We start from the raw sequence: 16,266 nt of genomic DNA, 5'->3' as shown, positions 1-16,266 counted from the left end.
GGGACTTTCTGCTTTCGGGAACTGCCTTGATGACAAGTTTTGAAAAACGCGGCTTTGCCGCTGAAATCCGCACCAAAGGCCGTCGCCTCGAAGGCTATGCCGCGACCTTTGGCAATCCTGCCAATATTGGTGGACGATTTAACGAAACCATAGCGCCGGGGGCATTCTCCGGCTCGATCCGTTCCCGCGCCGATGTGCTGGCGCTTGTCGATCACGATCCGGGCCGGGTTCTGGCACGTACCCGTTCGGGAACGCTGCGCCTGTCCGAAGACAGCCGGGGTCTCGCCTTCGATCTCGACTTGCCGGATACACAGGCGGGCCGTGACGTACTGGCATTGGCCGAACGCGGCGACCTTGGCGGCATGTCGTTCGGTTTCACGGCGCTGGATGAACAGCGCGACGGCGACCGGCGCGAGCTGCGGGCGGTTGATCTGCATGAAATCAGCGTTGTGCTTGCTTGGCCGGCCTATGATGGCACCACCATTCAAGCGCGCTCCCTTTCTATCGCTTCGCCTTTTCGCTCCTATGCGGAACGGGCCTTGCGCCTTCTGGAGTTGTCGAAATGAGCTTGCTTGACCGTATCCTTGGGCGTGAAACGCGCTCTGCCGTCAAGTCTGACGATCCATATCTTGCTGAATGGTTTGGCATGCGCGGCGGGATTGGCGGCTATGTCGATCCGAATCGGGCCAGCGGCATTGCTGTGGCGCATGCCTGCATTGCTATCGTGTCGCAGAACCTTGCCGCCATGCCGCTCAATCTCTATCGCCGTAGCGAAAACGGCGGACGCGAGCGGGCAACCGATCATCCGCTTTATTCCGCGCTCCACGACATGCCAAACGCCACCATGACGGCCTTCGAAGTCCGGGAAGCGCTGATTGCTTCCCTGATGGTGGCAGGCAATGCCTTTGCGCGTCTCGACTGGAACGGACGCGGACAGGTGACAGGCCTGCATCCGCTCGATCCCGGCAAGGTTGGTGTTGAGAAGCTGGAAAGTGGGCGGCTTCGCTATCGCGTCTCGACCAATAGCGGGGTGCGGGTTTATCTGCAGGAAGAAGTCCTGCATCTGCGCTATCGTCTCGGCCGGGATGGCGTCATGGGCTTGTCACCTGTCCAGATTGCCCGCGAGACATTCAATCTCGCACTGACGCAACAGGAAACCGCAGGCAAACAGGCGTCGAAAAGCTTCCTGCCGGAAGGCGCTTTGATCTTCCCCAACAAGATATCGATGGAACAGCGCGACAATGTGCTGGAGAAGATGGAGCGTAAGGTCAATTCCGATCTGGCAACGCGGGGCATTCTCGTTCTAGATGGTGGCACCGACTGGAAATCCTTTTCGTTCTCGTCAAAAGATGCGGAGTTTCTGGACAGCCGCAAGCTGACCAATCTGGATATCTGCCGTATCTGGGGCGTTCCGCCGACTGTGGCGGGTATTACCGACAATGCCACCTATTCCAACAGCGATCAGGAAAGCCGCGCCCTTGTGGTGCGTTGTCTGGCACCGATGGCAAAACGCATTGAGCAAGCCATGAATGCAGCGCTGCTGACCACGGAAAGCCGCAAGTCGCTGTTTATTGAGCATGACCTTGCTGGCCTTCTACGCGGCGATATGAAGGCGCGCTATGACGCCTATGCGGTCGGTCGCAACGGCGGATGGCTCAATGTCAATGAAATTCGTGGCTGGGAGAACATGCCGAAAATCGACGGCGGCGACGAATTCTTATCGCCGCTCAATATGACCACCATCAAGGATCGGCCCGATCCTGACAATAAGGGGAGCGGAGAGTGATGGCGAAGACGTTTGCAGTTACCAAGGATATTGTCGCCGTCCCTCGCATCCAGTTGGGCGACCGTCCGCCTTCGTATCTGAGCAAAACACGGTTGGCGACGGAACTGGATATCAGTGAAACGACCGTTGACGATTATGTTCGTCGCGGCCTCCTGCCGAAACCTGTCAGGCTCGGCGGCTCAGTCCGTTGGAGTTGGATACAGGTACAAGCTTTGCTTGAGGCTCATGCCCCTACTGCCCAGTCAGGCGATGCCTTTATGGAGCGTGTGAACAATGTCCCGCAAAACTCGTAAACCGGCCACCGTTTCACTGCCGAAGGGCGTTCATCGTGTTGTTTCTCGTGGCCGGGAATATTTTTATTATCAGACTGGCCGGGGCACAAATCATGTCGGAGAGCGAATCAAGCTTCCGAACGATCCGCATTCGCCGGAGTTTTGGCAGGCAGTCAGACAGGCGCAGGGTATCAATGGCCCGGTCGTTGACGGCACTATAGGCGCATTGATTGATGCTTATCAGGAAGCTTGGCCGGGGCTTCCACGTAAGTTGGCCGATAGCACCTTAGATCAATATCGGCGGCAATTGCGGATTGTGCGCAAGGTCTGGGGCGATCTGCAAGCTGATGCCCTCAGGCCGTCTCATGTACAGGCGCTTATAGAGAAGATCGGTGCGAAAACGCCGGGGGCAGCTAACAATTTGCTCGATGCTTTGCGCGCTATGTGTCGTTGGGCGAGTGGGCCGCGTGAACTGTTGAGCCGGGATCCAACGCAAGGCGTTACCCACTTCCAGCAAGGTGAGGGGCATAAACCGTGGACGCCTGAACAACTTGCTTTCGCGGACGAGAACTTCACCGGAATGCTGCGACGCGCCTATATGCTGGCGCGATATACCGGGCAGCGAATAAGCGACGTTGTAAGGCTCGGTTGGACCGATATTGATGATGGAGGTTTTAGCCTTCCACAGAAAAAGACCGGCGTTCGACCATGGTGTCCAATTTTCCCGGAACTTGAAGCGGAAATGGCGAAATGGGAGAAAAGACCCGGTCCATTTCTCTATCAGGAGAACGGTAAGCCTTTCACCACAAATCTCATGTGGAAGTGGCTGAAAGACGCCCGAAAAGATGAACCAAAAATCCAAGAGGCTGTTTGGCACGGCCTGCGCGCCAATGCCGTCATCCGGCTGCGCCAGCATGGTTTGAGCGTTTCCCAGATTTGCGACGCGGTTGGAATGAGTCCGCAAATGGTCGAACGGTACAGCCGTTACGCTGATCGAAAGATGGGCGGGAAAGCTATTCTGATGGACTTCCAGAAACGGAAACAGAACGAAACTGTAAAACAGTTGAAAACTGGAAAACGAAAATGATGGAAAATCAATCTGTTAAAGACAGGAAAACGAAGTGGAGGCTTCTGTTGCCAGGTGCCTCCGAACCCCGCCTTAAGGGGCTAACCCTAAGGGCTTTAGAGTGGGTTTCCCGCACCGCCATTAGGCAGCGAGAGCGTAACCCTGAGCTTTGTTGTCATTTGCAACTACTCAATTGACCCGATAACGGTGGTATCATGCCGAGTAAAAGAGCGATCTTTACACCCTTGTCGATCCTGTTTCGCCCCCGCCACAATACAAACCACTAGCTGATCTGTATTCTGGTGGAGGCGCCGGGTACCGCCCCCGGGTCCAATGGGTTTATTACACCGTCCGTTTATCACCATAGTCAGCTTGCGCTGACACGCCGTATATAGGCGCGGTTGAACCTGATTGGAAGAGGGGACGCAGTTTTTAACGGGTTTTGCTGATATTCCCGGGCCTGCGGTTCCCGTTCATTTTTCATTGACAGTCTGCTTTCGCTGGTCAATCCTACCAATATATCGGGGGCGGCGAGCGAAATTTCGATGAAGCCGGATTCCGTGAGCTGAAACGGGGTATTTATTCCCCAATCGAAGGAGAGTGGATATATGAGTGAATATCTCGCGGATGTCCGTCGTTATGATGCCGCTGCCGATGAAGCTGTTGTCGACAAAATCGTCAAGCATCTGGGTATTGCACTGCGCAATCGCGATTCCTCGCTCGTTTCGGCAACGGACCCTGAAGAAATGAAGCGTGTCCGCACCAATTGGGTCGCCAAGAAACTTGGCGTCGCTGACGAAGCCAAGGGCGATGAGGTCGTCGCGCATGTTGCTGAAGTCATGAAGGGTGATCGCAACAAACACCGCGTCACCTTCTATTATCTGGTTGCCAAGCAGCTCGGAAAACTCGGCAGCCTCTGATCCACAGCGATCTGATGAATTCAAAGCCCCGGTGCCCGTCACCGGGGTTTTTCTTTATAGTGGGCTCAACCGAATCGGATTCTGGATATCCCTCATGCGCACCTATCTTGATCTTCTTCAACATGTGCTCGACAACGGTGTCGACCGTGGCGACCGCACAGGAACGGGCACGCGGTCGGTTTTCGGATATCAGATGCGCTTCGATCTGGAAGAGGGGTTTCCGGTTCTCACTACCAAAAAGCTGCATCTCCGTTCGATCATTCATGAGCTTCTCTGGTTCCTGAACGGTGATACGAATATCGCCTATCTGAAGGAAAATGGCGTTTCGATCTGGGATGAATGGGCAGACGAAAACGGCGATCTGGGGCCGGTTTACGGTTATCAATGGCGCTCCTGGCCTGCGCCGGATGGCCGTCACATCGATCAGATCGCGAATCTTCTGAAGATGCTGCACGGAAATCCCAATTCGCGCCGCCTCATCGTATCAGCCTGGAATCCGGCACTTGTCGATGAAATGGCGCTGCCGCCATGCCATTGTCTTTTCCAGTTCTATGTCGCCGACGGAAAACTCTCCTGTCAGCTCTATCAGCGCTCGGCTGATATTTTTTTGGGCGTGCCGTTTAACATCGCTTCTTATGCGTTACTGACGATGATGATCGCGCAAGTCGCAGGATTGAAGCCGGGAGAGTTCGTGCACACGCTGGGTGACGCGCATATTTACGCCAATCATTTCGATCAGGCGCGCCTGCAACTCACCCGCACGCCAAAGAAGCTGCCGACAATGTGGATCAATCCGGACGTGAAGGATCTTTTTGCCTTCCGGTTCGAGGATTTCCGGCTTGATGGCTACGAGGCTGACCCGACGATCAAAGCGCCGATTGCGGTTTGAGGGTAGGCCATGTCCGCACACAAGCCGATTGTTTCGATCATTGTTGCTGCCGCAGAAAATGGTGTCATCGGGCGCGATAATGACATGCCGTGGCGGCTTTCGACCGATCTCAAGCGCTTCAAGGCGCTGACACTAGGCAAACCTGTCATCATGGGGCGGAGAACCTGGGAATCCATCGGACGGCCCTTGCCGGGACGGCCCAACATCGTGGTGACAAGAGACAAGGGATTTCGGGCTGAGGGAGCGAGCACGGCTGCCTCTCTGGACGAAGCGATTGCGCTCGGACAAAAACTCGCTGCCGAAGCCGGGGTGGAAGAAGTCTGTGTCATCGGTGGGGGAAAAATCTATGCGCAGGCTCTGCCTCTTGCTGACCGCATCCACCTGACGCGCGTTCTGGCGGAGATCGATGGAGATACGCGTTTTCCCGAAATCGATCCGCAACTGTGGCGAGCGGTTTCGCAGGAAGATGTGCCCGCCGGGGACAAGGACAGCCACCCAACGCGCTATTTCGTGTACGAAAAACGTGCTGTGTAAAGCATAGTTCACGAATTTTGCCGTCTTCGCGTTGAAAGCGGACCTCCCGATGCCTATAAAACGGAAACATTAGTTGATGACGGGAGTGGGTAGCTCGCTTTCCCGTCGCCTGGACGAGAGGTGAGGATGCCCTGGAGTAACCAGAACGGTGGCGGCGGCCCATGGGGCGGTGGCGGCGATAATAACAATAACAACAATAATGGTGGCCCATGGGGACAAGGACCGAAAGGCCCTCGTGGCGGCGGCCAGAACACACCACCCGATCTCGAAGATATTCTGCGCAAGGGCCAAGATCGTCTGAAGCAGGTCTTTCCCGGCGGTGGCGGCAAGGGCGGCAGCAATCGGGGCGTTCTGTTCCTGATCGGTGCAGCCGTTCTCGGCTTCTGGCTTTTCCAGTCGATCTATACCGTGCAGCCAGACGAACTCGCCGTTGAACTGCGCTTCGGCAAGCCGAAGGAAGAAGTATCCGAACCGGGTCTGCATTTCCACTGGTGGCCGATCGAAACCTATGAGAAGGCGCAGATCGTCGAAAAGCAGATCAACATTGGCGGACAAGGCAACCGGGGTGCAACCCAGGGGCTGATGCTGACGGGTGACCAGAACATCGTCAATGTTCAGTTCTCGGTTCTTTACCGCGTATCGGATCCGCAGGCTTATCTGTTCAATGTCGATAATCCCGATGCGATGGTGCAGCAGGTTTCCGAAAGCGCGATCCGCGAAATCGTAGGGCGTCGCCCCGCTCAGGACGTTTTCCGTGACAATCGTTCGGCTATTGCATCGAGCGTTCGCGACATCGTTCAGCAGACTCTCGATACTTACAAGGCCGGTATCCAGATCAATGCCGTTTCCATCGAAGATGCAGCGCCGCCGCGTGAAGTGGCTGACGCTTTCGATGAAGTGCAGCGTGCCGAACAGGACGAAGACCGTTTCGTGGAAGAATCGAACCAGTATTCGAACCAGAAGCTAGGCCAGGCTCGCGGTGAGGCAGCCCAGCTTCGCGAAGAAGCAGCCGCCTACAAGAATCGTGTTGTCCAGGACGCGGAAGGTGAGGCGCAGCGTTTCAGCTCCGTGCTCGGTGAATACCAGAAGGCGCCCGAGGTAACACGCAACCGCCTGTTCCTCGAAACCATGGAACAGGTGCTGAAGAGCACCAAGAAAGTTATTGTCGAACCTGGAAAGGATGTCGTGCCTTATCTGCCGCTGAACGAGCTCATGCGCCAGCCACGCCCCGGCGTGAATGCGACGACGACGACCCCGAGCGGAGGTAACCAGTAATGGCCCAGAACAGGCTTCCAATCATTGGCGGTATCATCGCCGTCATCTCTTTCCTGATCTACTCCGCCACGTTCATCGTATCCGAGCGCCAGCAGGCTATCGTGCTTCGCTTCGGCCAGATTGTCGATGTGAAGACGGACCCCGGCATCTATTTCAAACTGCCTTTCGGCTTTCTTGATGCTGATACTGTGCAACTGATTGATGATCGTTTGCTACGTTTCGATCTCGACGATATCCGCGTTCAGGTTTCGGGCGGCAAGTTCTATGACGTCGATGCCTTCCTCGTTTATCGCATCACCGATGCGCGCAAGTTCCGTGAAACCGTTTCGGGCAGCACGCTTCTTGCCGAGCAGCGTCTTCGTACCCGTCTTGATGCTGCATTGCGTAGCGTTTACGGTCAGCGGGGCTTCGAAGCTGCACTTTCGGAAGAGCGTGGCGACATGATGCGTGAAGTGCGTGATCAGCTTCGTCCCGATGCAACATCGCTCGGCCTCACCATTGCCGATGTGCGTATCCGCCGTACCGACCTGACGGCTGAAGTTTCGCAGCAGACCTATGATCGCATGAAAGCCGAACGCCTTGCTGAAGCGGAGCGCCTGCGTGCGCGAGGCCGTGAAGCGGCCCAGCGTATCCGCGCCGTTGCCGACCGTCAGGTCGTTGAAACGATCGCTGAAGCGCGCAAGGAATCGGAAATCCTTCGCGGTGAGGGCGATGCCCAGCGCAGTGAAATCTTCGCCCGCTCTGCAGGCAAGGATCCTGGCTTCTTCGCCTTCTACCGTTCGATGTCCGCCTATCGTGAGGCGCTTGAAACACCGGATACAACGCTGGTTCTCTCGCCGGACTCGGAGTTCTTCAAGTTCTTCCGTGATGCTGGCGGCAAGCTGGCAACGCCGGCCCAGTAACAGCCGGGTCAAACGCTTATGAGCGATTTTCTAGCCGCCGTAGGTCTTCTCTTCGTTCTCGAAGGGCTGCTCTACGGCGGCTTTCCTTCTTTGGCGAAAAAGCTTGCCCGCGAGGCAAGCGAGACGCCGGAGAACATGTTGCGCATCGCCGGGATAGCAGCGCTTGCTATCGGCGTCGGCATTGTCTGGCTTGTCAGGGGATAAGCCGCTTTCCCTCCGCTATTTATTGTTTGTAGTCTATGCGAGGCCGTAAACAGGCCGTATTTTGCAGCGATCAAGCCTTAGTACATCTATAGCTAATCAAACGACTGCAAGCAGACAGGAACGGAGCAGGGCTTCATGGCAATTGCACCAAAGGCGGGATTTGCTCGCACCCTTTTCGCAACCGTGGCATTGGGAGCGATGACGGTCGGTGGCACTCTTTCGATGGGGACGCCTCCGGCAATCGCAGCTCAGGGGCCGGCTTCCGTCGCTGATCTGGCCGAGGGTCTGCTCGATGCGGTCGTGAACATCTCAACCTCCCAGACCGTCAAGGGAGACGGCGAAGGTGATGGCGCTGTTCCAATGCCGCAGGTGCCCGAAGGCTCTCCGTTCCAGGAATATTTCAAGGACTTCTTTGGGGATAAAGGTGGCGCGCAGGGCGACGAATCGCGCAAGGTCCAGTCACTGGGATCAGGCTTCGTCATCGATGCCGAAAAGGGTTTCATCGTAACGAACAATCACGTCATTGCCGATGCAGATGAAATCGAAGTCAATTTCAACGATGGTTCCAAGCTGAAAGCGGAACTCGTCGGGAAGGACATCAAGACCGATCTGGCAATCCTCAAAGTGGACACGTCCAAGCACAAGCTGAAAGCTGTCGAATTCGGCAATTCGGAAAAGGCGCGTATTGGCGACTGGGTCCTTGCGATTGGCAACCCGTTCGGTCTTGGCGGAACGGTAACCGCCGGCATTATCTCGGCCCGCAAGCGCGACATCAATTCCGGTCCCTATGATGATTTCATCCAGACCGATGCCGCCATCAACCGGGGCAATTCCGGTGGTCCGCTGTTCGATATGGACGGCAAAGTGATCGGCATCAACACTGCGATCATCTCACCATCGGGAGGCTCCATCGGTATCGGTTTTGCCATCCCTGCGGAAATGGCTGTCGGTGTCATCGACCAGCTCAAGGAGTTCGGCGAGGTTCGCCGCGGCTGGCTCGGTGTGCGCATCCAGCCGGTTACTGACGATATCGCCCAGAGCCTCGGACTGAAAGAAGCCAAGGGCGCGCTGATCGCCGGATTGATCGAGAACTCCGGCGTTGACAACAAGGCTATCGAAGCGGGCGATGTCGTGATCCGCTATGAAGGCAAGCCGGTCAACACGGCGCGCGATCTGCCGCGACTGGTTGCGGAAACGCCGGTCGGCAAGGAAGTCGAACTCGTCGTCGTCCGTCAAGGCGAGGAAAAGACGGTGAAGATCAAGCTCGGGCGTCTGGTCGAGGATGACAAGAGCACCGAAGCTGCGACGGAAGATCAGGCTCCCCTTCCTGAAGGTGAGGGTGGTGATCCAGGGACGGAAACACCGGATACGCCGAAAAAGGACCAGAAGAGCGACGCTGCTCCAAGCGTGCTGGGGATGAAGCTCAGTGAATTGAGCGATGAGGTTCGCGGTGAGTTTGGCATTGCCGAAGACGTAGAAGGTGTCGCGGTTCTTTATGTCTCTCCCGGCTCGGCAGCCGGCGAAAAGCGCATCGAAACCGGCGATGTCATCGTCGATATTGGTCAGGTGAAGGTAAAGACGCCGGACGATGTGAAGAAGCGCATCGATGCGCTACGCCGCGAGGGACGCAAGAATGCGCTTCTGATGCTGGCATCCCGCTCGGGTGAACTGCGTTTTGTAACTGTCAGGATCAACTGATCCTTCCATGGTTATCCGCAATGGCAAAGCTTTCTGTTTCATAAGCTTCGGCTGTGCTATGGACCGGCGCCATTCGGAGTAAGGTGAGTTGGAAACAGTCGATATTGTGGTCATAGGCGCTGGCGCGGCAGGTATGATGTGTGCCATCGAAGCGGCTAAACGCGGGCGTTCCGTGCTAGTGGTGGATCACGCAAAGGCCGCCGGTGAGAAAATCCGCATATCGGGCGGTGGACGCTGTAATTTCACCAATCTTCATGCAAGCCCGAAGAATTATCTCTCGCAGAATCCGCACTTCTGTATCTCGGCCCTGAGCCGCTACACGCAGCGCGATTTCATTGCGCTGGTGGAGCGCTTTGGCATCGCCTATCACGAGAAGACGCTGGGACAACTCTTCTGCGATGGTTCGGCGTTGCAGATCATCGAAATGCTGCTGGCCGAGATGAAACGCCATGGTGCGCGACTGAAGCTTGGCTGTAGCGTCAGCTCGGTTGAAAAATCTGCGCAGGGCTTTTCCCTCCAGTTGTCGGATGGACCTGTCCATTGCCGCTCGCTGGTCGTGGCATGCGGGGGCAAATCGATCCCCAAAATGGGTGCAACAGGGTTCGGTTACGATGTCGCAACGCAGTTCGGCTTGCGGATCGTCGAAACAAGACCGGCACTCGTTCCGCTGACGTTTGAACCCAATACGCTGGAACGGTTGAAGCCGCTCGCCGGTGTTGCCGTCGATGCGGTTGTCGTCTGCGGGAAAACGAAGTTTGCCGAGGCTATGCTGTTCACGCATCGGGGGATCAGTGGCCCTTCGATTTTGCAGATTTCTTCCTATTGGCGTGAAGGCGACGAAATCCGCATAGCCATGCTGCCGGAAACGGACATTTTCGATGCACTGCGCGAGCAACGCAAGCAGAACGGCAAGCAGGCATTGCAGACTGCGCTGGCGCTTTATCTTCCAAGAAAGCTGGCACAGACCATAGCCGAGGATGTCGGCGCAACTGGCCATCTGGCGGATATGTCCGACAAGATGTTCCGCCGTGTCGAGGCAGCGATAAATGACTGGCGCATCAAGCCAGCGGGATCGGAAGGTTATCGTACCGCAGAAGTTACGCTTGGAGGGGTCGATACGCGCGAGCTCGATTCCAAGACCATGGAAGCCAAATCCGTTCCCGGCCTGTTTTTCATCGGCGAGGTTGTCGATGTTACCGGCTGGCTCGGCGGTTATAATTTTCAGTGGGCCTGGTCGTCCGGCTGGGTTGCCGGTCAGTCTGCCTGAATGCGATAGACCGCATGACGCTTCAAATGCGGAGTTTCATCCGGCACGCGAGGATGATCAAAATCGCTCGCCGGATCACGGATCATGCCGATGCGCTGCATGACAGCTGTAGACCGCTCGTTATTATGGACGGCGAAGGAAACGATTTCCGAGAGGCCGAGGGTGCCGAAAGCATATTCGATCAGCGCTTTGCCCGCCTCGGTTACGTAGCCCTTGCCCCAAAAGGAAGTGGGCAGCCGCCAGCCGATTTCAACAGTGCCGTCAGGCAGATGAGGTTCAAGATCGGTGCGGGCGAGACCGGCGAAGCCGATGCACTGACCGCTTTCTTTTTCTTCGAGCGCATAGAAACCGAGACCCGTTTCAGAAATCATCTTCTGGAGCCGGTCAAACAGTTCGTCGGATTGCGTGCGGTTCCTGCGAAAGGGAAAGAAACGCATGACCTCATCGTCGGAATTGATGACATGGAACAGATCACGGTCACGATCTTCCCAGTTCCGGATGATCAGGCGTGGCGTTTCCAGAATGATCATTGAACGAAGTCCGTTTTTCGGTAGCCCTGAATATAGAGGAGGGCGGTCAGGTCTCCATGGTCAACCCGCATCCGGGCCTGCGCTGCCACGGCTGGTTTTGCGTGAAGGGCAACGCCGGTTCCCGCAAGCTGGATCATGCCGAGATCGTTCGCGCCGTCACCCACCGCAATTGCATCATCCGGTGTAAGGCCAAGGCGATCGGCGATTTCCACAAGCTTCTCGACCTTGGCTTCCCGACCGAGAATGGGTTCCGTAACCAGGCCGGTCAGATGCTTGCCATCATCGATCAGCCTGTTTGCGCGCTCTTCGTTAAAGCCGATCATCTCGGCAATGCGATGAGTGAAAGAGGTGAAGCCGCCGGAAACCAGAGCCGTGTAAGCGCCATGTTTGCGCATTGTGCGAACGAGTTCCGGTCCGCCTGGCATCAGAGTGATGCGCGTTGAAATGACCTTGTCTATGACGGAAAGCGGCAGGCCCTTCAGCAAGGCCACGCGCTCGCGCAAGGCTGGTTCGAAGGCGATCTCGCCATTCATGGCGCGCGCGGTGATCGCCGCCACATGCTCGCGCAGACCGGCTTCCTCCGCCAGTTCGTCAATGCATTCCTGCTGGATCATTGTGGAATCCATGTCGGCAATCAGAATTTTCTTGCGCCGACGCTCCTGTTCCTGCACCACCACATCGATTGGTGCGCCATCGAGAGTATCGCGCAGCAGGAATTCTGCTTCTTTGCTGCTGATCCCCGTTGGAAGCGCAATGTCGCAGGCAATGTCGTCGGCCAGCCAGTAAAGCCCGGTTGCATTCACCGCTGATGAGGCTTTAATCCCAAGCGCTGATGCAAGCGAGGCCTCGGCCGGATTGGCAATCAAGGTGGCGACGAGAGAAACCTGTTGGGACATGGAGAGCAATTCCGGCGATGAGTGAGGATGCGGTCAAGAATGCAATCCTGATAGCTGGCCCAACGGCCAGCGGCAAGTCGGCACTTGCTATTCGTATGGCTCAAGAGACCGGCGGTTTCATTGTGAATACCGATTCCATGCAGGTTTACGATGTTCTTGATCTTCTGACTGCTCGACCGGGCAAGGCTGATCTGGCTGCGGCGGAACATCACCTCTATGGACACGTCGCGCCTTCGATATCCTATTCGACCGGCCGATGGCTGGACGATGTAGCCGTCCTGCTATCGCAACCCACTATGAAGGAACGGACCCCGATCTTTGTCGGCGGTACGGGGCTTTATTTCCGGGCGCTGCTAGGAGGACTGTCGCAAATGCCGGAGGTGCCGGATGACGTTCGCGCCTATTGGCGAGGGCGGATGGAGACGGATGGACCGGAGTTGCTCCACCGGGTCCTCAGTGAGTGTGACCCGGATATGGCCGCAACGCTTCAGCCTGCCGACAGTCAACGGATCGTTCGAGCACTGGAAGTGCTTGAGGGCACCGGAAAATCGCTTCTCGATTGGCAGCGGACAAAAGGCAGGGCGCTGGTGGATGATGATAGCGCGCGCAAAATCGTATTGGCGCCAGATCGGGCATGGCTTTCCGAGCGCATTGCGAGACGGTTCGCGCTGATGTGGGACAATGGCGCGATTGACGAGGTCAAAGCATTGCTGGCGCTCGATCTGGACCCCCAATTGCCTGCGATGAAAGCCATCGGTGTGCGTGAAATCACTGCATACCTCGGAGGCTCGATGTCGCGAGAAGAAGCAGTTGAACGTTCGGTCATTGCGACCCGGCAATACGCCAAGCGTCAGTCGACATGGTTTCGAAATCAGCTCGATGATAGCTGGTCCGTGTATGCAAATTCCGATGTTGCTTTTGCTTAATTAACGACAACGAAATAACTCGCTGGCACTCTGTGAAACAGGAGAGGCGGGCGCGGATTATGCGGTTTAACAGATCGGAGCGGGCATTTTTTATTCTGATTGTTTTGATGTTCGGTATCGGGCTGTTACTCTATCAGGCCCGTGTCGATATCGGACAATTGCAGACCTTGCCGCTGGATGTGAGTGCCTCCAGCCTGGTGTCGAGGCTGGACCAGCTGAGCTACATCACGATCTGGGTGCTGGTTGCGACCCTCGCTTGCGGGCTGTTCCTGATCTACCCCCAAATTAGAATCGATGCGCTCGACCGCGGCAAGTTGCAGGTCATCACGCAGGATCTTTCCGAACGGTCGCAGACCCTCGAACATGCCGCGCTGACGGACAGCCTGACGGGAATGCAGAACCGGCGTTACTTCGACGAGGCGCTTAAGGAATATCTGGTTCAGTTCGACCGCATTCATCGGCCCGTCGGGCTAATGATTATCGATCTTGATCACTTCAAGTCCGTGAATGATACTTACGGTCATGACGTTGGCGACATCGTGTTGCAGGAGGTGGCGCGGTGTCTCAAGGATTATACGCGGTATCATGATGTTGTCGCCCGTCTGGGTGGGGAGGAATTCGCAGTCCTTGCACCGAACATGAATGCGGAATTGATGATCAAGCTCGCCAATCGAATTCGTAAGGCCATATCGACGCTTGAAATCGATCTTGGCGACGAAAAGCTTGGCGTTACCGTCAGTATCGGTCTTGCGATATGGGACCGGCGCGAGACCTCGAAGGATCTCTATCGCCGCGCAGACAAAATGCTCTATGCCGCAAAGAATATGGGACGCAACCGCGTCTGCGCCTGAAGCTCTGGCTAAAGCGTGTTGCGTTCAATCGTACTCAGGCAACACGTTGAATATGGGACGCAACCGCGTCTGCGCCTGAAGCTCTGGCTAAAGCGTGTTGCGTTCAATCGTACTCAGGCAACACGTTTTGAGTTTTTGTTTTCGCGCATGTCTTGAGGGGAAAACGGTTCCCACTTTTCCGCGACATGCTTTAGCGGTCGCGATCCTTGCGAAAACTGCGCACCAATTCGCCCATCTTCTCAATGCTCTGCTTCGTGTCGAGGCTGAGAGGAGTTTGCGGCTTCAATGACTGTGGCCGATGGAATCCATCTTCGATCGATGCATGGTCGCGGTGAGTGGTAGAAACGGGGCTGCCCCACAGATTGTCTTCGTTTCTAAGCTGGTCCGTAGGTTCCGTCTGTGAGCTGCTTTCAAACGCGCGTAATTTTTCGACGATACGGTCAAGCGATATCTTGCCGTCACTGCGCCAGGCAGAAAGAGCGCTTTCGCTTTTGCTGCGTCCGGGAAGCTGATGAGATGGGATGGTCTCAAATGTAAGCCGCATTGGTGTCGAAAAGGCTTCGCCGAAGGCGATGGCCTCGCGGTTTGCTATTGACGAGAGGAAGCCAGCCATGCTCTGCGCGCCGCCACGAATGGCGCCTTTGATGATTTCCTGGTCGCGTTCATTGCCAAGCCGCATTGCGAAAATGGAATTGCACTGGGACAGGATTGTCGCATCGAGTTCACCGGGCCGCTGGCTGATGACACCAAGATAGGACCCGTATTTCCGGCCTTCCTTGGCAATTCGGGCTATAGCTTGGCGTGTCGGCCAGAAGCCGGCGTCGCGGTCGGCTGGAATGTAGCGGTGAGCTTCTTCGCAGATCACAAGTGTTTGCAGACTGCCCTCGCTCGAAAGGGCGATATCGAACGCCAGTCGGCACAGGACCGAGGCAACAGCATTGACAACCTCCGAGGGTAACCCCGCAAGCTGGAATGTGCAGATGGGCTTTCCGTTTTGGGGGATGCGAAAAATGCGGCCAATTGCCTGCTGCATTGTTTCAGGTCCGCCGGTCACGGCAAACATGAAGCGGAAGCGAGGATCGGCAGAGATCGATTCCAGACGAGCCTTGAGGCTTCGCAAATAGGGACGTTCCGCTTTGCTGTCGAGAAGTCCCATGCGCTGATCGATAAGGGCGATTAGGTCAAGCAGGCGGTAGGCAACCGGTGTATCGGCGCTGACACTTTGACGATCGGCCAGTTGCCGCCGCAATGTTTTCGCGGACAATGTCTCGACGCCCTGCATGTTTTCCCGCGCGAGCTGGACCAGATCGCGCAGTATGTCGAGCTCCATTGGATCCGGTGCCCGGCCACGAAAGATCACGTCTGCAAATTCATCGAGCCGCAGCATCCAGAACGGCAGCTCGATATTCGTTTGATCGACCGCAACTGCCAGGTCCGGAAACGCGCTCGCGAACTCGTTGTGTGGATCAAGAATGAGCACACGCAGATTGGGCTTTTCGGCGACGATGCGGCGCAGGAGCAGCATGACAGCGCTCGATTTGCCGACGCCTGTTGTACCAACGATGGCGAAGTGCCGGGAAATCAGGTCATCGACCGAAATATGAGCGGGAACAGTTGCGTCCTGTGTCAGCGTGCCGACTGAAACGCTGCTATGACCGGTTTGCGCATAAATGGCAGCGAGATCGGTGGCGCGGATACGGTGGGCGACAGCGCCAGGATGGGGAAATTGCGAGATACCGCCGTTGAAGGTGGTTTGCCCATTCGGCTGCACGCGAACCTCGCCGAGAAACTCGACATGAACATGGAGCGTATTGTCGCCACCGCGTATCCAGACATCGCCGGGCACAAGCACATTGCGAATGAGGCCGACAACGCGATTGTCACCGGACCGGATGGATATCAGCTGGCCTACGGCCCAATAATCGTCAGATGCGGCGGAGGAAGGACCCGAAAGTGCCGAGACGATGGCGCCCGCGCCATCGCATTGGATGACATAACCTTCCGTGCGATTACGCTGCACGTAACCGCCTTGTTCTGGTGTGCCGGAATTGCCCCCGATTTCGCTCATGCTGCCCGCTCGCCCCAACTTTCAACAGGAGGTTTTGCGTCAAGGTAAGAGTCTTCGGTTGAAATAAAGTTATCGTTGAGGGCGAATGAGCCTAAGAAAATATCGCGGGCGATGTATTTATGCGTTGACGACGCCAAATCCGGCTATTAGTGTCCGCCACCATGAACACGATTATTATTCTT

General features: G+C 56.2%; 17 protein-coding genes and 1 other RNA gene. 14 read left to right on the top strand and 4 right to left on the bottom strand.

Translation table 11 applies throughout. The features are described 5' to 3' along the window. Positions 1-29: 29 nt before the first annotated feature. From J9800_RS08515 to J9800_RS08500, 4 genes are read left to right on the top strand one after another with little or no spacing between them, the layout of a single operon-like run. Complete coding sequence (locus J9800_RS08515; RefSeq protein ID WP_114216788.1) at positions 30-566, top strand: HK97 family phage prohead protease; 537 nt, start codon at positions 30-32, stop codon at positions 564-566. After that, positions 563-1,786: a phage portal protein gene (locus J9800_RS08510; protein ID WP_114216787.1), complete on the top strand. Its 1,224-nt coding sequence runs from the start codon at positions 563-565 to the stop codon at positions 1,784-1,786. Before J9800_RS08515 ends, J9800_RS08510 begins: the two co-directional genes overlap by 4 nt. Further along, positions 1,786-2,079 (top strand): helix-turn-helix transcriptional regulator, encoded by a 294-nt coding sequence (locus J9800_RS08505; RefSeq protein ID WP_205315971.1) that lies wholly within the window; start codon positions 1,786-1,788, stop codon positions 2,077-2,079. The genes J9800_RS08510 and J9800_RS08505 overlap by 1 nt, the downstream gene beginning before the upstream one ends. Then, positions 2,060-3,145, top strand: coding sequence for a tyrosine-type recombinase/integrase (locus J9800_RS08500; RefSeq protein WP_286167624.1), 1,086 nt, complete (start codon positions 2,060-2,062; stop codon positions 3,143-3,145). The genes J9800_RS08505 and J9800_RS08500 overlap by 20 nt, the downstream gene beginning before the upstream one ends. A 33-nt stretch (positions 3,146-3,178) precedes the next feature. Here the strand turns inward: J9800_RS08500 and ssrA are convergent. Then, positions 3,179-3,545: a transfer-messenger RNA gene (ssrA, locus tag J9800_RS08495) on the bottom strand. A 187-nt stretch (positions 3,546-3,732) separates the two neighbouring features. Between ssrA and J9800_RS08490 the strand changes: the two genes are divergently transcribed. The 8 genes from J9800_RS08490 (at position 3,733) to J9800_RS08455 (ending at position 10,813) form a co-directional block, all read left to right on the top strand. Continuing rightward, positions 3,733-4,044: a DUF2853 family protein gene (locus J9800_RS08490; RefSeq protein ID WP_112592533.1), complete on the top strand. Its 312-nt coding sequence runs from the start codon at positions 3,733-3,735 to the stop codon at positions 4,042-4,044. A 94-nt stretch (positions 4,045-4,138) separates the two neighbouring features. After that, positions 4,139-4,933 (top strand): thymidylate synthase, encoded by a 795-nt coding sequence (locus J9800_RS08485; protein ID WP_114216786.1) that lies wholly within the window; start codon positions 4,139-4,141, stop codon positions 4,931-4,933. A 9-nt stretch (positions 4,934-4,942) separates the two neighbouring features. Next, positions 4,943-5,467, top strand: a complete 525-nt coding sequence (locus J9800_RS08480; RefSeq protein WP_114216785.1) for a dihydrofolate reductase — start codon at positions 4,943-4,945, stop codon at positions 5,465-5,467. Between the two features lie 126 nt (positions 5,468-5,593). Then, on the top strand, positions 5,594-6,742 hold the full coding sequence (gene hflK, locus J9800_RS08475; protein WP_112592529.1) for an FtsH protease activity modulator HflK: 1,149 nt from the start codon (positions 5,594-5,596) through the stop codon (positions 6,740-6,742). Continuing rightward, positions 6,742-7,644, top strand: a complete 903-nt coding sequence (gene hflC, locus J9800_RS08470; protein WP_114216784.1) for a protease modulator HflC — start codon at positions 6,742-6,744, stop codon at positions 7,642-7,644. Before hflK ends, hflC begins: the two co-directional genes overlap by 1 nt. An 18-nt stretch (positions 7,645-7,662) precedes the next feature. Then, complete coding sequence (locus J9800_RS08465; protein WP_006467185.1) at positions 7,663-7,848, top strand: DUF2065 domain-containing protein; 186 nt, start codon at positions 7,663-7,665, stop codon at positions 7,846-7,848. 135 nt (positions 7,849-7,983) lie between these two features. Next, a complete protein-coding gene (locus J9800_RS08460) occupies positions 7,984-9,546 on the top strand; it encodes a DegQ family serine endoprotease (RefSeq protein WP_114216783.1) in 1,563 nt (520 codons plus the stop codon). A gap of 88 nt (positions 9,547-9,634) precedes the next feature. Continuing rightward, the gene (locus J9800_RS08455) at positions 9,635-10,813 is read left to right on the top strand and encodes a BaiN/RdsA family NAD(P)/FAD-dependent oxidoreductase (RefSeq protein ID WP_114216782.1); all 1,179 of its coding nucleotides are present in this window, start codon (positions 9,635-9,637) and stop codon (positions 10,811-10,813) included. On the opposite strand, the gene J9800_RS08450 is transcribed toward J9800_RS08455, so the two are convergent. After that, the gene (locus J9800_RS08450) at positions 10,801-11,343 is read right to left on the bottom strand and encodes a GNAT family N-acetyltransferase (protein WP_114216781.1); all 543 of its coding nucleotides are present in this window, start codon (positions 11,341-11,343) and stop codon (positions 10,801-10,803) included. The two genes, J9800_RS08455 and J9800_RS08450, sit on opposite strands and share 13 nt — an antisense overlap. Continuing rightward, on the bottom strand, positions 11,340-12,239 hold the full coding sequence (gene serB, locus J9800_RS08445) for a phosphoserine phosphatase SerB (RefSeq protein ID WP_114216780.1): 900 nt from the start codon (positions 12,237-12,239) through the stop codon (positions 11,340-11,342). Before serB ends, J9800_RS08450 begins: the two co-directional genes overlap by 4 nt. Positions 12,240-12,256: 17 nt before the next feature. Here serB and miaA point away from each other — a divergent pair, with 17 nt between their 5' ends. Both miaA and J9800_RS08435 read left to right on the top strand, forming a co-directional pair. Continuing rightward, entirely contained in the window at positions 12,257-13,165 is a 909-nt protein-coding gene (gene miaA / locus J9800_RS08440; protein WP_114216779.1) for a tRNA (adenosine(37)-N6)-dimethylallyltransferase MiaA, read from the top strand. Positions 13,166-13,224: 59 nt separating this feature from the next. After that, complete coding sequence (locus J9800_RS08435) at positions 13,225-14,016, top strand: GGDEF domain-containing protein (protein ID WP_112592517.1); 792 nt, start codon at positions 13,225-13,227, stop codon at positions 14,014-14,016. A gap of 190 nt (positions 14,017-14,206) precedes the next feature. Here the strand turns inward: J9800_RS08435 and J9800_RS08430 are convergent, their stop codons facing one another. Then, a complete protein-coding gene (locus J9800_RS08430; RefSeq protein ID WP_114216778.1) occupies positions 14,207-16,084 on the bottom strand; it encodes an ATP-binding protein in 1,878 nt (625 codons plus the stop codon). Positions 16,085-16,266 lie beyond the last annotated feature (182 nt).

Origin of the sequence: Ochrobactrum sp. AP1BH01-1, from assembly GCF_018066705.1 — a bacterium.
Taxonomy (GTDB): domain Bacteria; phylum Pseudomonadota; class Alphaproteobacteria; order Rhizobiales; family Rhizobiaceae; genus Brucella.
The sequence above is the reverse complement of the archived record's forward strand: the minus strand, read 5'-3'. Positions and strand labels throughout refer to the sequence as shown.

Coding starts and splice junctions, on each gene's coding strand:
- J9800_RS08430 (WP_114216778.1), bottom strand. CDS start 16,084: ATGAGCGAAATCGGGGGCAATTCCGGCACACCAGAACAAGGCGGTTAC.
- J9800_RS08465 (WP_006467185.1), top strand. CDS start 7,663: ATGAGCGATTTTCTAGCCGCCGTAGGTCTTCTCTTCGTTCTCGAAGGG.
- J9800_RS08435 (WP_112592517.1), top strand. CDS start 13,225: ATGCGGTTTAACAGATCGGAGCGGGCATTTTTTATTCTGATTGTTTTG.
- hflC (WP_114216784.1), top strand. CDS start 6,742: ATGGCCCAGAACAGGCTTCCAATCATTGGCGGTATCATCGCCGTCATC.
- J9800_RS08515 (WP_114216788.1), top strand. CDS start 30: ATGACAAGTTTTGAAAAACGCGGCTTTGCCGCTGAAATCCGCACCAAA.
- J9800_RS08490 (WP_112592533.1), top strand. CDS start 3,733: ATGAGTGAATATCTCGCGGATGTCCGTCGTTATGATGCCGCTGCCGAT.
- J9800_RS08500 (WP_286167624.1), top strand. CDS start 2,060: ATGTCCCGCAAAACTCGTAAACCGGCCACCGTTTCACTGCCGAAGGGC.
- J9800_RS08480 (WP_114216785.1), top strand. CDS start 4,943: ATGTCCGCACACAAGCCGATTGTTTCGATCATTGTTGCTGCCGCAGAA.
- hflK (WP_112592529.1), top strand. CDS start 5,594: ATGCCCTGGAGTAACCAGAACGGTGGCGGCGGCCCATGGGGCGGTGGC.
- J9800_RS08460 (WP_114216783.1), top strand. CDS start 7,984: ATGGCAATTGCACCAAAGGCGGGATTTGCTCGCACCCTTTTCGCAACC.
- miaA (WP_114216779.1), top strand. CDS start 12,257: ATGAGTGAGGATGCGGTCAAGAATGCAATCCTGATAGCTGGCCCAACG.
- J9800_RS08505 (WP_205315971.1), top strand. CDS start 1,786: ATGGCGAAGACGTTTGCAGTTACCAAGGATATTGTCGCCGTCCCTCGC.
- J9800_RS08485 (WP_114216786.1), top strand. CDS start 4,139: ATGCGCACCTATCTTGATCTTCTTCAACATGTGCTCGACAACGGTGTC.
- J9800_RS08450 (WP_114216781.1), bottom strand. CDS start 11,343: ATGATCATTCTGGAAACGCCACGCCTGATCATCCGGAACTGGGAAGAT.
- serB (WP_114216780.1), bottom strand. CDS start 12,239: ATGTCCCAACAGGTTTCTCTCGTCGCCACCTTGATTGCCAATCCGGCC.
- J9800_RS08510 (WP_114216787.1), top strand. CDS start 563: ATGAGCTTGCTTGACCGTATCCTTGGGCGTGAAACGCGCTCTGCCGTC.